Origin of the sequence: Methanobacterium sp. (assembly GCA_039666455.1) — an archaeon.
Classification (GTDB): Archaea; Methanobacteriota; Methanobacteria; order Methanobacteriales; family Methanobacteriaceae; genus Methanobacterium_D.
On sequence record JAVSLW010000035.1, the window covers coordinates 53,546 to 70,724 of the forward strand.

Below are 17,179 nucleotides of genomic sequence, written 5' to 3' on the forward strand. Positions count from 1 at the left end.
ACTAAAAACAACAATTTCCATGCCTGAGCATGTTGAAAAGGATATCCCTACAAACCTATTAAAGGATCACAGATTAATGCTATGAAACATACATTTTTCATAAAATCAGAGTATTTTAACCATATCTACAAATTATTTTACTACTGATAATACGATTTCTCGCCTTTTTTTAGCCCATTTCCTGTATTTGCAATTCATCCTATATTTCTCTGTACTTATCCAGAAAATATTGGTTTAACGACTTTATGATACTCATATGGCTATAATACTAATTTGTATATACTGATTTAAACAGATTTTAACCTAATTCGATCCATCAATTAATAAGACCCAAGATTTAAATAGATCTAAAGAACAAACACATTAATCGAAGTTCTCCTATGCAATAAGCTGATTTAATGATATTGTAAATCTGATTAGATATGAAAAACCATTATATCTTGCAATAAACACTGACAACAAATTTGCATACATTGGAACTTGCCAAACCGAACCAGTAGGAGAACAAGAAGGTGTATAAAGAAATTAATGGATAGAGAGTGATGATATGGGCGATGATGGCAATAAACCTATAAGAGGGTTGGATAGCAATATGTATAACGCAGTAGTACTGATAGCTGCATTAATAGTGCTTGGTGTAGCATTTGTTTCAACTAGAGCGGGACTAACTGAAGCTAATGATGTTTTAGCACTGTTTAGTGGATTAACAAGTGTAATTGGTATAATCATAGGAGCATATTTTGGTATAAATGTTGGCGCTGCAGGAAAAAAGGAAGCAGTAGCTGCAGAAGCAGCATTAAAAGAAGACGCAATGAAAAAACGAGAATCTGCATTAGAAAAAAGAGACAACGCAATACAAGCTGCACAGGATTTAGCTCTACTTGTAACACCAGACCAGATAAAAAGCTTAACTCCAGAAACACAGCAAATATTCCTTAAAAACTTTAAACAATGAAAAAAAGAGTTTAAAAAGGGTTTGATTAGATCAAATCAGATAAAATTTTATTTTAAAAAAATAATACAGAATTTCTATTTACTTCCTTTTTGAGTTTTTTTTTGATGTTTTCACATAACAAGGAAAGGGGATATCATAATTATGGATAAAGGCTATTACAGCTACTATAATTATTTAGTTGGAATATCAAGGTTTAGGATCCTTCCTATCATCTTCTAAGGAAAGATTTCAAAATAAAGAAAGTTTTAGGCCTTTTAAGTTATCCTTTAAGCTCTTAAGCTCTGATCAGTTAGTTTATAGTTTCAGCATGCAGAGCATCATTAACAGTGCCTGGTTCAACAGGCTCTAAGTTATTAAAATAAAATACATGATATTCAGAGAGTTAATTTTAAAAAAATAAAAAAATGAAAGAGTTTTCAACTTAACTCCCATCTTTGTCCAGTTCTATGTTTAATGGTGGTTCTTGGAACTCTAACCCATCTGGATCTCCATTTAAACTTCCATTTACCTCCCGATCTATACCAGGATCTGTACCATCTTTTAACTCTAATAGTAGCAGGCACGCTAACCCATCTGGATCTCCATTTAAACTTCCATTTACCTCCGGATTTATACCAGGATCTGTACCATCTTTTAACCCATCTCATAACAGGTACTCTAACAGTGTACGTGTAAGCTACCTGACGGTAAACATTATAGGTTTCACTGTACACTGAGGAGTTAGTTCCCAGATTGTCCTGTGCAAAGAACCTGAGAATGGTAGTTCTGACAAAGTTTAATGGTGCAGCGTATACTGCACTGGCATTTGTTGGTATGCTTCCATTAGTTGTGAAGAAAATCCTTACAGGATCATATCCTCCGCTTGATGTTAAATTAACAGTTACATTGTTGTAGTAGTTACCTCCACGTGGACTGGCTGCAGCGGTTGGAAGAGCTGCTATCTGGATAGACGTATACACAGTTTGAGTATCAACTGCTGCGCTTACATTAGTAGTTCCGGGTGTGTTTCCAGCAGTGAAAGTGGTGTTTGCTGTGCTGTTAGTGGTATTACCCGAAACTGGATCTACAGTTCCAAAGGTACTGCCCCAAGTTACTGGTATTCCATCCATAAGATAGGTTACATTGTGTAATGTTCCGTTACTATCGTGTCTGAGGTCAGCAGCCACAGTAGAATTTCCTCCAGTGTATATATTGTCTGGTGTGGCGCTGATGTTAAGTACCAGCCACGGTGTAAAGGTCACGTTACCAGAAATCAACGCTGCTGTTACATTGTTAGTACCAAACCAGTTGAGGGTTGCATTCACTGCATGTGCAGTTGCGGTATTAATGATGGCAAATCTGCCAGCTACAGGAATTATTCTGTTGAAGTTTATCCTGTTTCCGGTGTGCGGTCCTGTACCAAGGAAGATTCCATCATGAGTGTTGTTGGTGATGGTGTTTCTGCTGATGGTGTTGTTGGTGGCAATAATAGGGATGTTGATTCCATTAAGTAGGTTTCCGGTTATGTTGTTGCCGCTGATGGTGTTGTTGGTGGCAGTCCTGATGTGGATTCCATCCCTCACGTTTCCGGTCACGTTGTTCATGCTGATGGTGTTGTTGATGGCAGTAAGGATGCCGATTCCATCAACATTGTTCCTGGTTATGCTGTTGCCGCTGATGGTGTTGTTGGTGGCAGTCTTGATGCCGCTGATGTGGATTCCAGTCCTACTGTTCCCGGTTATGTTGTTCCTGATGATGGTGTTGTTGGTGGCTTCACTGATGTGGATTCCATCCAAGTTCACGGTCTCGGTGATGGTATTTCCGGTGATGGTGTTGTTGGTGGCAATAGTATGGATGTTGATTCCATGTTCCCTGTTCATGGTTATGCTGTTTCCGGTGATGGTGTTGCTGCTGGCATTACCGACAACGATTCCATCCACATGGTTCCCGGTTATGGTGTTCATGCTGATGGTGTTGTTGTTAGCAGTAGTGATGCTGATTCCATTAAATCGGTTCCCGGTTATGGTGTTCATGCTGATGGTGTTGTTGGTGGCAGTACCGACGACGGCGATTCCATTCCTATCGTTCCCGGTCACGTTGTTCATGCTGATGGTGTTGTTGGTGGCATCACCCCCGACGTTGATTCCATCCATCGGGCTCCCGGTTATAGTGTTCCCGGTTATGGTGTTGTTGGTGGCATTACTCCAGATGCTGATTCCAATTCCACTGTTCGTTATGTTGTTCCCGGTTATGGTGTTGTTGGTGGCAGTCCTGATGACGATTCCCCCAAAATAAAGGCTCCCAGTTATGTTGTTTCCACTGATGGTGTTGTTGGTGGCAGTACCATGGATGGTGATTCCACCCCCGTTCCCAGTTATGTTGTTTCCGGTGATGGTGTTGTTGTTGGCATCACCATGAAACTCGATTCCTTCATCATCCCGGTTCCCACTTATGTTGTTTCCACTGATGATGGTGTTGTTGGCAGTAAAGATATCGATTCCACCACCCAAGTTCCCGGTTATGTTGTTCATGCTGATGTTGGTGGCATTACCATCGCTGATGATTCCATTAGTGTTGTTTCTTATAGTGCTTCTTGTTATGGTGGTGTTGCTGGCATTCACTATAGATATACCCATCAAGAATCCTTCTATAATACTGTCTTCAATTGTAATGTTATTTGATCCATTCAATAAAATTCCTGTACCTGTACCATTTCCTCTTATATGCAGTCCTATCAAGCGTGAACCACTTCCAGCAGGAGTTATAGTTATTGGCCCTTCTATAATAGGTCTGGTAGTACCATCCCACCGCAGGGTCAGGGTCTTATTCACAACTATATTACCTGTGTAGTTTCCTGGTCTTATTAATAGGGTGTCATTTGCTATGGTGGCAGGATTATCTATTACTGGCTGTATCTGTCTATCGCTGATGTTTCTATCGATGTTTGTAGTGTTGTTAAAAGCAGTTGCTGAAACTGTGCTGCTTATAAGAATCATAAGCAGTGCTAAGAGTGCTAAGAAAATTGCTTGTTTCATTTTTTCACCTCCTTTATGCCTGATTAAGTAAAATCACTGGTCTTGAGGGAATCAATTTAATGGTGCGCTTCAAAAAAATGCAAATGAAGTGAAATAATCCATCGAAACTGTCAGTAAATGATTTTATCAAATGTGATATACAAAAATAGTGTGGTTTTGAATTACATTTAAATTTATCGTTTCTAAAAGGTTGATCAGGAGGACCGGTGGCTCAGCCTGCTTAGAGTGCACAGTTGATAACCGTGAGATCATAGAGATCATAGGGTCGAATCCTAACAGGCCCATTTTTTACGAAACTCAAATCTTATTTGACAAAAATAAAAAGAGTTTTAAATAAAGCTACGTGTCTTTTTCCTGGACATTTTCATTAGAATCTCCACGTTTTTTTGAATCTTTTTGAGGGCTTTTTGTAACTGGTTCAGTTTCTGGGGTTTTTTCTGCAACTGGTCCAGCTTCGATCCTCATTTTACCAGGTTCAGTTGTGATTACCTGTCTTTGCCCAGCTCTACCTAACACATATCCTGCTATTGCAGCAAGTAAAGTTGCACAATGATCTGTAGTAAGAACTCTATTCAATCCAAGTAAAATTATTGTAAGGATTATTAAGATGAGTGCTATGTATGTTAATAGCTTAGGTCTTTGTCCTGGACGTTCCTTCATGTACGCAGGTGCCACCTTCCAGATCAAAAGTGCTACGATGCCAACGAAAAGGAATATACAAAGTACACTTATCCAAACGACGTGTATTTGAGATATATATGGAATTGTAGCATTAGTAGCATTAGTTACTACCGTATTATTTACCACCATTTTTTCACCTCCTCTTTTTGATTATCCATCATTTATCTTTTGCAGAGTACTGCCGATTTTTTCAGTGATATATACCTTTCTGAATAACTCTTGATTCCTAATTCTTTTCATTAGTTAACAGGGTGTCCGTTTTAAGTGAAATTTTCCAGGGCGTAGATTTCCTGGATTTCGCTTTGGCCATAGGATACTAATATTCCCAGTAAAAGTACATTTAGATAGGCTTTTTTATAGACTGATCGTTTAGTATATGCGTGTATATGACCTAAACCTAAGTTTTCTTTGAGGAATTGAAATACTTTTTCGATTTTCCATCTTGTTCGGCGAAAATCCTCCCATTTAGGAAGTAATTTGAATAATCGTTCTCGTAGCCGTCGAAAAATCTCTGATTTTTCGGGCAATCAAAATTCTTTGAATTTTGAAAGTTTCTCGTATATTGATCCTGACTTATTTTCACAGTCAAAATAATCTAATGGATTGGTTATTTTGTCTTTTAACACTTCTAGGGTTGGTTTTTTCCTTGGAAATATTAAAGGAACTATTTTATATTTGTTTATCCCTATTAAATAATTGCATGCACTATAAAATCCTTTATCTGCAATTATCAGTTGTCCTTTTCTTAGTAATCTTCTTCTTTTTAGTTCGAACAACATTTCATCAAATATTTTAGCATCATTCGGTGAACCCGGATGAATTAATATTGCAAGTGGTCTTAATGTTTCATATTCTACTGCTAATGTCATTTGGAAGCCAGCATAATGGCCCTTGGAGGTAGAAAAGCCTCTTTTGTAGTCTTTATCCAGACATGTTTGCTTTGAAATAAACTTCCCATTAAATTTCAAATCTATAAGTAGCAGGGTTGAATCAATTAAAACAGTTTTAACCTCTCGTATTTTTTTAAATTGTAGTTTATTTAATGTTTTTAATGCCATTTCCAGATATTTTTGTTCATATTTTCGTGAAAAAACCTCTCTCACCTGTTTTAAAGTTAACAATTCGTCAATATTTAAGAATTTCCGGAGCTTTTCCCGGTTTTTTACCTCAAAGTAAACATGTGACACTTCTAAATTAAAATATGAAGCCAGTAAAACTATTTTTAGCATGGTTTGGTATCTTTTTATGCTTTGCAGCCTGTTTCGAGCCAGTTCCTGCTCGAAAGTTCTACTATCGATAAGTTTAATTACTTTGCCAAACAAAGTCCAAACAGGGTCTTTTGAATCAGGATTTAAAGGGATATTCATTTTAATCACCTAATAAAATGTTATGTCCCCTTATTAATAAATCTTTCGATTCTTAAGACCCCATTTTAATATATACAAAATATCCAACTGTACTTTTACCAGGAACATTTAAATAATTATCAATGCGTGAAATTAAACCTGGATAACCCATGAATTTTCACACCAAATCAGACACCCTGTTAGTTAATATACCTTTTACCTGTAAAAAATTATATTATGAGTTTTTTAGCCATTTAATATTACTTTTACCCATAATATCTTTTACCCATAATAATCAGGGAATATGTGGATTTATGATATTTTTTCATTGCTGATAGTTTTATAAATTATTCCTCTATCAGTTCTCAGTGCTTTCGGTGCGTTTTTAAGGCTGGTAGAGTAGTAGTTATCCTGGAGGTTATTGGTGGCAGGTGCCACAAAATATATGGTGAATTTTTCCAAGTGCTTCTACTTTTTCACGAATATGTAACGGGTTCAAAACGGGGGAATAACAGCATCTTTAAATTATTTTGCGAAAAATTTAATAGTGCCAAATTTAAAGATATGACTAACTCAGGGATACACTGTCTTCTATAAGTTATAAACCTTATGGAAGACTTGTATCCTGAAAAATAAGGCTCATAAAACTCATCACCATAAAAATCTACTGTGCCAACTACTGATAATATTTATATCTATAAACAAGGGTTTTTTTTCAATGTCCAAGCTTTATGTTGTGGGAATAGGCCCGGGATCCAGGGATTATTTAACTCAAGCAGCATTAAATGCTGTTAATAATTCAGATACAGTCATGGGGAGCAAAAGAGCTTTGGATCTATTTAAAACAGATTCACAGAAAATAGAAATCAACGCTAAAAACATGAACGAATGTCTAAAAGAATCAGTAGATAAAGTTAAAAACGGAAAAACCGTTGCAATTCTTTCAACTGGCGATCCTGGATTTTCAGGAGTTTTAAAGCCTATTTTAAACCTGAAAAGTGGTGTTGAAATTGAGGTTATCCCTGGTGTGAGTTCTGTCCAGCTGTGTGCTGCAAAACTTAAAATACCATGGGATGATGCAGATTTAATTACCATGCATGGGAAAGGTATTTGTGAAGAAATTTTAGACATTATTGAAAACGGAAAACCTTCAATAATACTTCCAAATTTTAAACCTGCTGAATTGGCTGAATTTTTGATTGAAAATGGTGTTGAAAAGGATAGAAAAGTATCGGTTTGTGAAAAACTCAGTTATGAAGACGAAAAAATAGTTGAATCTACCTTAAAAGATATTTTGCAAATGGAATTCAGTTATATGTGTGTGATGGTGGTTTATTAGTTTTTTGGTTTTTTCTGTTTAAATAAGTCATAATACTGGCATATTCACTGAAATTAGTGTTGAATTTGCTTGTTTTTTTGTGTTATTATTTCTCTGTATTAATCACGTTGAAAGTTAATCAAAGATTTCTAAATATAATTTATAACCGGGCTATTTTTATAATTTATCAAATATAAAATTTCTTTGTCCTTACAGGGCAATATTGTTCTGTTAGAACAAAATTATTCTTTTAAAACAACGTTAAAATGGTTAGATTTATATACATGAAAGATTTAGGTATACTTAACTTTCCATGAAAATGGGAAGTTAGTAAAGTATGGTTTTAAGCCATCTTCAATGTAAGCCTTAAAACCATGTTTTCCAAAATTAAATCCAAAAGGGGGTATAGAAATGAAAAAATATATTGCAGTTTTGCTTGTGGCACTCATTATTGGAGTGACGCCGGCGGTTGCTGCAGAATATAGTGAAATAACCCAAACTGCTGATTTGGCAGTTAAGGGAAAAGGTGCAGATGTTGCATCTGCATCTGAATTAGTAGAAGCAGTTGAAAGTGGAAAAACAACAGGAATAGATAATGAAACGTTCGGCACGAATGCAAATGTGTCAAGTACAGAATCAGCTACTGTAGAAAATACTACAACGAGCGATAATCTTGTATCAGTAGATGATCAGGCTACAAGTACAGATATGCAAGTTCCAGATTTAAATGGAACTTCAGAGGACTATGTAATCGAAAATATTACAATTCCACAAATAGACACCAGTGGAATAGTGATGCAGTCAACAGATTATAGCTGTGGACCAGCTGCACTTGCAACAGTTCTGCAGAACATGGGTATAAACAGCACAGAAGGGGATCTCAAGGTCCTTGCTGGCACAGACACATCAGGGACAACAATGCACGGATTATCAGAAGCAGCGAAAGCAAAAGGTTTAAGTGCAACTGGTATGAAATTATCAGTTGATGATCTTAAACCTAATAACATCGTGCATATTATACTGGATGGCGAAGGCCATTACAGTGTAATCAGAGAAGTAAGTGAAAATAGTGTTTACCTTGCTGACCCAAGCCTTGGAAACATTGAAATGAGCAGAGAAGAGTTCAGTGCAATTTTCACAGGCAATGTTCTGGTTATAACTGATCCTAACATGCAAGTTAATCAAACAGAAACTTCAAATCAAACAAACATAACAGATACAAGCATTGTACAACCAGAAAACAGCCAAACTTTGGCCGCTGAAACTATGCAGGATATACGAGGAAGAGTTATTTGGAAATTCATTCTTGCGGCGATTGCTGCAAAAAAAGTTTGGGCAATAAAAATGGCGGCAAAAATTGCAAAACATGCATGGAAGAGTGGAGTACGTGGAAGAGAGCTTGCAGGAACCATTAAAAGGGCTATATTAAAAAGAGTACCATTTAATGATCGCCAGAGGGTACAAAAGGCAGCACTTGCTGGAGCCAGTGCGCTGTATGGATATACAGTGACTAACAGGGATCGATGGTGCTTATGGACAGCTATTGCAGTAACAAAAGGACCATTTTGGATGACTCTGGTTTTTGGTAGATAATATCTGCAAGATACCCCTACAGCTGCCGAACACAAAGCGAACAAACACGAAGTGTTTTTTCTGCAAAACTGAAAGTCTTCGATTTTTGAGACCAAGGAAACGAAGCATGCGGAATTCGCTATATCGAAAGCAAAGCTTTCGAAAGTTTCCTTGAGCTTTGCTTTTTTATGGAGGATATTAATATGCTGGAATTTATTATCAGGACTATTATATTGGTAATTATAGTGGCAATTGGGGCGTCTTTACTTCGTTATATAAACAAGATGCCCTTAAATAAGTCTATTAATGAAGGATTATTTATAGGATTTTTCATTACAGTTGGGGCAACTGCTTACAATCCCCCAGCTTATCAATTAACTGGATTAATTGATACTATAAAATTCATTGGACCTATAGTATTTTTATTAGTAATTTATAGATATTTTATATCCAATCTGCCCTTAAAAGATTCTATTAGAAAAGGATTAATTACAGGATTAATTGCAGGGATTGTCCTTATAGTTCTACCTCCAATGCTTGCGAAATCAATTGATTTTTTTATTGGTTTGATAGTATAAATGATCAGAAAAGATTCCAAGCCACATACACAGAAACAACCAGATCAAGCAGTGTAGAATGATGGGATATAGTATTTGGGATATTCTTTGGATTTGTTTTTCAATTTTACTTTTATTTTCCAGTTGTTCTTCTTACTTAGGTAAGGCCCCCTTAAAAAAGATTATTGCAGTTGGATTATTAGTTGTGATAGCCTTAATAGGAGTGTCATATCTTAGGAACTATCTACCCTATCACATTGCCATTGGCGTATCTTATATTACACTGTTTTTATCAGTCTTTTTAGTTAGCAGATATTTAGCGAGGGCGTCCTTAAAAGAGTCTATTAAAGAGGGTTTATAGTTCTAATAGTTGGGAAATGCAGCTACAGAAAGTGCAGATACACAGTTAAATGATAGCACAGAATTCCACAATTCCACAAAAAAACACAACCGGAATTGTAATGCAGTCAACAGATTACAACCGTGGACCTGCTGCACTTGCAACGGTCCTGCAGAACATGGGATTAACAATACATAAAAACTTTAATTCTTCATTTCCAGTATTTTCGATGTATTGATTTGAATTAGCAGGAATGTAAATAACCTGTCCTGGATGAATTTCTTCTGCTTCATCATCTATGTGCATAATCCCTCTTCCTTGGAGAATATAGTAAATTTCAACTGAAGTTTTAAGTCTGTGAACAATTGAGGATTCACCGCACTTTAAAACAGCATGTGCAATACTAAAATCTATCTTTAAATCTTCATTCTCTTTATCAGGATGAAGCAGTTCGCATAGCAGTGTTTTATCCATTGCTCTAAAGTAATCACAGTTTTTAATGTCTCTTATAATCATAAAATCATCTGAAATTTTTTTATTGTTCAATTTAAAAGGAATGGCTAATAAGTTTTCAGGAGATTATGGTAACAGGATGCACTTGCAAATTCCGGTTGAAAAATTTAATTAATAAAGTCTATTTCAATTTTCCAGTTATAACCACAATTTCTTCAAAGAAACACTTTTTGCTGGCTGTAATTTCAGCTTCAAAACCTAATTCTTCCAGTTTGGTGAGGGTTTTTTTGTTATCTGCAAGTGAAGACTGCACCAGCTGAACACGCCCTTCATCATTCAAATAATCTTTGACCTGATCAATGAAGGCATCTATTGTATCTCTACCCTCTAAACCTCCATCAAAAGCAGTATTAAGCTCTTCATCAAGTCTTTCATCCTCAGATGTTGGAAGATAGGGAGTATTAAACAAAATAAGATCGAATTTTTCACCTTCAACAGGTTCAAAAAGGTTTCCTTCTCTTAATTCCACGTTATAGGTTCTGTTAGCAATGGTGTTTTTCAAGGCACATTTGATGGCATTTTTGTTTATATCGGTTGCAACAACTCTTTTTGTTCTTTGAGCAGCATAAACAGTTATTAAACCTGTTCCAGTTCCTATTTCAAGCACTTCATCGCCTCTTTGAATATCCAGATTTTCTGCAAATAAAAATGTATCTTCTGCAGGCTCATAAACCTCAGGGTGAGTGTAAATTACTATTCCTTTGTATTCTAACATTTTAATCATTTTTTTAATTGAACTGGGATTAAATTAATTTTAAATATTTTAAGATATTGTTTCTGTTTTTATATACTTAACATTAATAATTTTAAAAGTACATATTCATATCTGGTGAATAGTATGGCTGATGAAAAAGTATGTCTCAAATGCAGCGGGACGATGATTCACGGAATACTGCAAAAAAGGGGAAAATATGGGAATTCGCCCTTTATATGGGCTCCCATTGATGAACATCCATTTTCTACAGAGGATTTTCCAGATCAAAGGTACGAAATTGACGTGTTTCGTTGTCAAAGCTGCGGATTTATAGAATTTTATGCAGAAAGATCTGCTTAAGTTTAGACCAAAAAAATAGGAGAGTGGAACTTTAATGTTAGTACCGCTTATTTACTTCTCTTCATCGAATAACACAGCATACGTGGCTAAACTCATTGCTTTTGGTCTGGAAGAGAGGGGAATTCAGGTGGATTTGGTCGAAATCGAAGACCTGAAAGCCGGTAAGTATGACATAACCGGCGTTGATGTCATGGGCATCGGTGCTCCAATCTATGGAGGTTTTGCAGAACCAATCAAAAACTGGGCTAAAGATTTGGATTTTGCAGGCAAACGAGTATTTTTGTTTTCAACTGCAGGCTTTGCACATTTCGGGTCGACCAGGGAAATGATCCGAATGGTCGATGAAAACAATGGCAACATAATAGGCGCTTTTGAGATGACATTCAGGGGCTGTATGGATGGAATTATCTACTCGAGGAAACTGTCTGAAAAGTATCCGCTCCGCAAAAAAGATCTAAAGAGAGCAATTGACTTTGGCCTTAAAGTTGCTGATATTGTTAAAGCTGATGCAGGATACGTGGATAGTACGTATAAACACAATTTAGGGGCTGCTACTCTCGCTATCATCAGAGTGATTAAGTTCATTGTTTTAAAAATGATTAAAGTATTTTTTTATGTTACTGACAGCAGCAAATGCATAGCCTGTATGAAATGTGAAAAAGTCTGCCCTTCAGGAGCTGTTAAAGTGAAAGAAAAGAAGCCCATCATAGATCATGACCTGTGCATTTCCTGTTTCAGGTGCTTTAAGGAATGCCCCCAAAAGGCGTTGAATCTGCGTTTTATTGGTGATATGTCCTATTATCGCGGGCCCTGGCAGCTTGAAGGTTACATAGATCCTGCAAAAATAAAGGAAAATCTATATTTCACAAAATACTGATTGATGAGTGTAAGGGTATGGAACTCATTTATCATTCGAATTTTTAATCTATTGAAAATGAAGTAATACGCCGGGACAGGGATTTGAACCCTGGAGGAGCACAGCTCCACGGGATCTCAAGTCCCGCGCCTTTCCTGGCTAGGCTATCCCGGCAATGATCAAGCTTAAATTAAAATTTAAGCTGTGAAAAGGTTTTGAAGCTATTAAAAAAGGAATTAGCTTTTAAGTTCTATTTCTATACTTACGTTATCAGGAACATTTACCTTCATGACCTGTCTCATTGCCCTTTCATCGGCGTCGATTCCAACAAGTCTTTTGTGGATTCTAAGTTCCCATTTTTCCCAGGTAGCTTTTCCTTCTCCGTCTGGAGATTTTCTGGTTGGAACTACGAGTTTTTTGGTGGGTAATGGAATTGGGCCTGAGAGGTCTACACCAGTACGTTCTGCGATTTTTTTAAGTTGGTCGCAGACAAATGCGAGCTTTTCTGGGTCTGTCCCTGTGAGTTTGATTCTTGCTTTGTGCATTTTATTCCTCCGGAATATTAAAGAAAATAAAGAGGGTAATAGGATAAACCTATTTTGCTTTAACTATGTCGATACACATCCCAGCAGCCACAGTCTGACCCATATCTCTGATAGCGAATCTTCCCATGTGTGGAATCTCTTTAACGTTTTCTATAACCATTGGTTTGGTTGGTTTGACTTTAACGAATGCAGCGTCTCCAGTTTTCAGGAAGTCAGGGTTTTCTTCTTTAACCTGGCCAGTGGATGGGTCAAGCTTTTTCTGCAGTTCCAGGAATGTACATGCAACCTGAGCGGTGTGACAGTGGAATACTGGAGTGTAACCTACTGTAATAACACCCGGGTGCTGTAGAACAACGATTTGAGCTGTGAATTCTTTTGCAACTGTTGGTGCATTATCAGTATGTCCTGCAACATCCCCTCTTCTGATATCGTTTTTACCAACACCTCTCACGTTAAACCCTACGTTGTCACCAGGTTCTGCTTGGTCGAGCATTTCGTGGTGCATTTCGATAGATTTAACCTCTCCAGCTTTTCCTGCTGGCTCGAATATAACATTGTCGCCTTTTTTCATTATACCTGTTTCGATTCTTCCAACTGGTACTGTTCCCACACCGGTAATTGAGTAAACATCCTGGATAGGTACTCTTAGCGGTAAGTTTGTTGGTTTTTCTGGTGCCTGGAATTCATCGAGTGCTGGTACGAGGGCAGGGCCTTTGTACCATGGTGTGTTTTCACTTGGTTTGGATATGTTGTCTCCTTCAAATGCAGAGATTGGTATGAAGTGTATTTTGGATGGGTCGTAAGCTACTGTTTTGATTAATGCACCTACTTCATCTTTAAGTGCATTGTATTTGGATTCGTCGTAGTTTACAAGGTCCATTTTGTTTATTGCAATGATTAGCTGGTTGATACCAAGTGTTCTTGCAAGGAAAGCATGTTCCTTGGTTTGTGGCATTATACCGTCGTCTATTGCAACTACGAGCACTGCTGCGTCTGCTTGAGATGCTCCTGTAATCATGTTTTTAACGAAGTCTCTGTGACCTGGACAGTCCACAATTGTTAATTCATATTTTGGAGTTTCGAACTTTGCGTGTGCAAGGTCAATTGTTACTCCTCTTTCTCTTTCTTCTGTCAATTTATCCATAACAAATCTGAACTTGTTTTCACCTTCAGCAAGCTGCTGTTCTGCAATAGCTCCTGATTGAAGCAATACATGCCCTACAAGTGTTGATTTACCATGGTCTACGTGTCCAATAAACGCCAGGTTTATGTGTTCTTTTGCTTTAGCCATTTAATTAACCTCCATATAAAATCATATATCGATTAGTCTAACAGTTTACAATTTAGTAACTTGTGCTTATTAAGTTACCGGTCAACCTTTTTTCCAAAAAGGTTGATCAAAAATCCTCGTGCCAAACAAGTTTTGAGCTGCGGAAGGATAAATTTTGTTTTTTGATCAAATTAGCCTAAATAATGGTCTGGACCATAAGGTTCAGGACTTAATCCTTTCCTATCTCTTATCTGTCTTACAATCTGTTTTTGAAGCTCTGCAGGTAATCTTTCAAATCCTGCATTTTCTGTTGACCATAGGCATCTACCCTCAGTGGCAGATCTTATATCTCCTGCAAACCCGAACATTTCTGCAACAGGCACTTTTGATTCAAGGGTCATCATGTCACCTTCCTGCTGCATGTCCACGATCTGCCCTCTTCTGTTTTGTACTTCCCTGGTTGCTGCACCCATGTAATCCTGTGGAGTATTGATGAATACTTTTTGTTTTGGTTCCAGTAATGTTGGGTTTGCCATCATTATTGATCCATATACTGCTTTCCTTATTGCTGGTAAAACCTGAGCAGGTCCTCTGTGTACAGCGTCCTCGTGAATCTTTGCATCCATGAGCTTTATTTTTATACCCATGACCCTTTCTCTTGCAATGGGGCCATCGTCTAATGCGCTTTCAAAACCTTCAAGTAGAAGTTCTTTAATTTCATCCAGGTACTGTATACCTCGAGTCATGTTTATGAATAAACTGCGCTCGTATACATCCCATACCCTTCTTGCTTCTTCTTTATCAAGGCCGTATTCCATGAATTTCGCTGCTTCTTCTTTTCCTTTGACTCTGCCTTCTTTGATCTTTTTGTCCTGCAGTGCCTGGAACATGATGTCTTCTAAGGGTTCAATTTCAATATAGAATCTGTTGTGCTTGTTAGGAGATTTTCCTTCCACTGGGCCAGCTTTACCTGCAATTGTTTCTCTGTAAACAACAATTGGTTGCGATGTTTCTATTTCCACACCTTTTTCATTGATTCTGTAGGTGATAATTTCAAGGTGAAGTTCACCCATACCAGCGATGAGGTGCTCACCTGTTTCTTCGTTAATTTCAATCCTTACTGTGGGGTCTTCTTTTCCCACCTGTCTTAGAACTTCTATGAGTTTTGGAAGGTCTTTGGTGTTTTTAGCTTCAACAGCAACTGTAACTACCGGTTCTGAGATGTGTTCAAGTCCTTCAAATGCTTTGATCTTTCTTCCTGGTTCTGAGATTGTTTCCCCAGCAACAGCGTTTTTTGCGCCGGTTATTGCCACGATATTTCCTGCCGGAACCTTGTCGGTGTTGATCCGCTCAGGACCCATGTACACTCCAACCTGCTGGGTTCTTGCTTTACCCATAGAGCCTACCATGTAGATTTCAGTACCTTTTTCTATTGTTCCACCATAAACACGGCCAGTTGCTATTTCACCAGCGTGCTTATCGATACTGATGTTTGTAACCATTACTGCAAGTGGTGAATCTGGACTTGTGTTAAGCATACCCTGTCCTTCTTCACTTTCAGTGTCTCCAGCCCAGATCGCCGGCACCCTGTATTTCTGTGATATTTCAGGGCTTGGCAGGTGCTCTATAACCATATCAAGTAAAACATCTGTAATCGGTGCTTTTTGAGCCAGTTCCTTCTGGTTTTCATCTCTACAGTATTCATAAATATCTTTGAATGTGATACTTGTTTTCTGCATAATTGGAACATTTATAGCCCAGTTGTGGTATGCAGAACCAAATGCAACACTTCCATCTTCTACCTTGGCCAGCCAGTCATTTTTAAGTTCTTCTGGAGCCATTGATCTTATGATCTTGTTTGCAGAAGCAATGATTTTTATGAACCTCTGCTGAAGCTCGTTAGCATCCAGTTTTAACTCGTTTATCAGACGATCAACCTTGTTGATGAATAAAACTGGCTTAACGTTTTCTTTCAGTGCCTGTCTAAGTACAGTTTCTGTTTGAGGCATGATCCCCTCAACAGCACATATCACAACAACTGCACCATCTACAGCTCTCATTGCACGTGTTACATCTCCACCAAAGTCAACATGACCTGGTGTATCAATAAGGTTAATCAGATATTCTTTATCCTTGTATTTGTGCACCATAGACACGTTTGCTGCATCAATTGTAATTCCTCTTGCCTGTTCTTGCTCGTCAAAATCGAGGAATCTCTGATCTCCTGCAAGTTCTGCAGATATCATTCCTGCACCAGCAAGTAGGTTATCAGATAATGTGGTTTTTCCGTGGTCAATGTGGGCTACAATTCCAATATTTCTGATGTTTTCAGGCTGGTACATCAATTCCTTGATTTTACTAATCATTTTGTCCCGTCTACTCACCATAATCACCTTGTAATTGTAAAATAGTTTAAAAGCAGATATTTAAAGGTATTATCATAAATTCATAATCAGTGGGTTAATTTGCCAGTCTTATATATAGTGCTTTATATGTTTTAGCACCATATTATTTTAATGGAATAAGATCGTTTTCACCTGTTTAATAGCCTTTAATATCCAGCTTATCTTTTTAAAATTTTAGTTAGTGTGCAGATCTTGCAATTCTTTCTTTTTCGTCTTTTTTACCAATTGCAAAACTTCTGGTATCGTATTCAGCTGCAAGTAATAATTCGTCAGCTAAACAATCTGCTGCGGATCGTTTCCTTTTAAATGAGGACTGTAGGGCACCTCTTGTTATAAATCCAAGTGCTAAATCCACTCTTCTTTGAGGGGCAATGTCTACTGCTACCTGGTATCCGATACCGCCGTATTTTACCCTTGTAATTTCTTCTCTGGGAGCAGTGTTTTCAACTGCTTTAACCAGTACCTGCACAGGGTTTTCTTTTGATTTCTTATTTATGGCTTCAAGAGACTCTTTTACGATGTTGTAAGCTTTATTTTTCTTTCCTGAGTTTCTTTCTGTCCTCATAATTTTGTTCATTAATCTTTCCACAATTGAAACTCTTGATTTGGCAAACTGTCTCTTAACATGTCTTCCTAAGGTGTGTGGAACCAGTATTTCGTCTAAGCAAATATAATTTACAAGACCAAGGTCCTCTACTTTCACCTCTTCTAAATCCCATTTATCAAAAACCTTACTCATTAAATTACCTCTCT

Annotated in this window: 14 protein-coding genes, 1 tRNA gene and 2 pseudogenes; 7 read left to right on the forward strand and 10 right to left on the reverse strand. The window is 37.4% G+C overall.

The genetic code is table 11. From position 1 onward, the window contains the following. Positions 1-547: 547 nt before the first annotated feature. A complete protein-coding gene (locus PQ963_09385) occupies positions 548-955 on the forward strand; it encodes a hypothetical protein (protein MEN4029877.1) in 408 nt (135 codons plus the stop codon). A 114-nt stretch (positions 956-1,069) separates the two neighbouring features. Next, positions 1,070-1,171, forward strand: a pseudogene (locus PQ963_09390) (IS5/IS1182 family transposase). A gap of 200 nt (positions 1,172-1,371) precedes the next feature. Here the strand turns inward: PQ963_09390 and PQ963_09395 are convergent. The 3 genes and pseudogenes from PQ963_09395 to PQ963_09405 form a co-directional block, all read right to left on the reverse strand. Next, on the reverse strand, positions 1,372-3,969 hold the full coding sequence (locus PQ963_09395; protein ID MEN4029878.1) for a right-handed parallel beta-helix repeat-containing protein: 2,598 nt from the start codon (positions 3,967-3,969) through the stop codon (positions 1,372-1,374). A 339-nt stretch (positions 3,970-4,308) separates the two neighbouring features. Next, complete coding sequence (locus PQ963_09400; GenBank protein MEN4029879.1) at positions 4,309-4,779, reverse strand: hypothetical protein; 471 nt, start codon at positions 4,777-4,779, stop codon at positions 4,309-4,311. A gap of 131 nt (positions 4,780-4,910) precedes the next feature. After that, positions 4,911-6,017 (reverse strand): annotated as a pseudogene (locus tag PQ963_09405) (transposase). Between the two features lie 697 nt (positions 6,018-6,714). Here PQ963_09405 and PQ963_09410 point away from each other — a divergent pair. The 3 genes from PQ963_09410 to PQ963_09420 all read left to right on the forward strand — a co-directional run bounded on the left by PQ963_09410 (position 6,715) and on the right by PQ963_09420 (position 9,464). Next, entirely contained in the window at positions 6,715-7,335 is a 621-nt protein-coding gene (locus PQ963_09410) for a cobalt-precorrin-7 (C(5))-methyltransferase (protein ID MEN4029880.1), read from the forward strand. A 390-nt stretch (positions 7,336-7,725) separates the two neighbouring features. Beyond that, positions 7,726-8,907 (forward strand): C39 family peptidase, encoded by a 1,182-nt coding sequence (locus PQ963_09415; GenBank protein MEN4029881.1) that lies wholly within the window; start codon positions 7,726-7,728, stop codon positions 8,905-8,907. 182 nt (positions 8,908-9,089) lie between these two features. Beyond that, positions 9,090-9,464, forward strand: a complete 375-nt coding sequence (locus PQ963_09420) for a hypothetical protein (protein MEN4029882.1) — start codon at positions 9,090-9,092, stop codon at positions 9,462-9,464. 454 nt (positions 9,465-9,918) lie between these two features. On the opposite strand, the gene PQ963_09425 is transcribed toward PQ963_09420, so the two are convergent. Beyond that, a complete protein-coding gene (locus tag PQ963_09425) occupies positions 9,919-10,299 on the reverse strand; it encodes a cupin domain-containing protein (protein ID MEN4029883.1) in 381 nt (126 codons plus the stop codon). Positions 10,300-10,417: 118 nt separating this feature from the next. Next, a complete protein-coding gene (locus PQ963_09430; protein MEN4029884.1) occupies positions 10,418-11,011 on the reverse strand; it encodes a class I SAM-dependent methyltransferase in 594 nt (197 codons plus the stop codon). Positions 11,012-11,134: 123 nt separating this feature from the next. On the opposite strand from PQ963_09430, the gene PQ963_09435 reads away from it, so the two are divergent. Both PQ963_09435 and PQ963_09440 read left to right on the forward strand, forming a co-directional pair. Then, a complete protein-coding gene (locus tag PQ963_09435) occupies positions 11,135-11,350 on the forward strand; it encodes a hypothetical protein (GenBank protein ID MEN4029885.1) in 216 nt (71 codons plus the stop codon). A 34-nt stretch (positions 11,351-11,384) separates the two neighbouring features. Beyond that, positions 11,385-12,227, forward strand: coding sequence for an EFR1 family ferrodoxin (locus tag PQ963_09440; protein ID MEN4029886.1), 843 nt, complete (start codon positions 11,385-11,387; stop codon positions 12,225-12,227). A 68-nt stretch (positions 12,228-12,295) separates the two neighbouring features. On the opposite strand, the gene PQ963_09445 is transcribed toward PQ963_09440, so the two are convergent. The 5 genes from PQ963_09445 to PQ963_09465 all read right to left on the reverse strand — a co-directional run bounded on the left by PQ963_09445 (position 12,296) and on the right by PQ963_09465 (position 17,165). Continuing rightward, a tRNA-Ser gene (locus PQ963_09445) sits at positions 12,296-12,380 on the reverse strand. A gap of 62 nt (positions 12,381-12,442) precedes the next feature. Beyond that, positions 12,443-12,751, reverse strand: coding sequence for a 30S ribosomal protein S10 (gene rpsJ, locus PQ963_09450; GenBank protein ID MEN4029887.1), 309 nt, complete (start codon positions 12,749-12,751; stop codon positions 12,443-12,445). A 49-nt stretch (positions 12,752-12,800) separates the two neighbouring features. After that, positions 12,801-14,042: a translation elongation factor EF-1 subunit alpha gene (gene tuf, locus PQ963_09455; GenBank protein ID MEN4029888.1), complete on the reverse strand. Its 1,242-nt coding sequence runs from the start codon at positions 14,040-14,042 to the stop codon at positions 12,801-12,803. Between the two features lie 170 nt (positions 14,043-14,212). Then, positions 14,213-16,405, reverse strand: a complete 2,193-nt coding sequence (locus tag PQ963_09460; GenBank protein ID MEN4029889.1) for an elongation factor EF-2 — start codon at positions 16,403-16,405, stop codon at positions 14,213-14,215. Positions 16,406-16,604: 199 nt separating this feature from the next. Continuing rightward, entirely contained in the window at positions 16,605-17,165 is a 561-nt protein-coding gene (locus PQ963_09465; GenBank protein MEN4029890.1) for a 30S ribosomal protein S7, read from the reverse strand. Positions 17,166-17,179 lie beyond the last annotated feature (14 nt).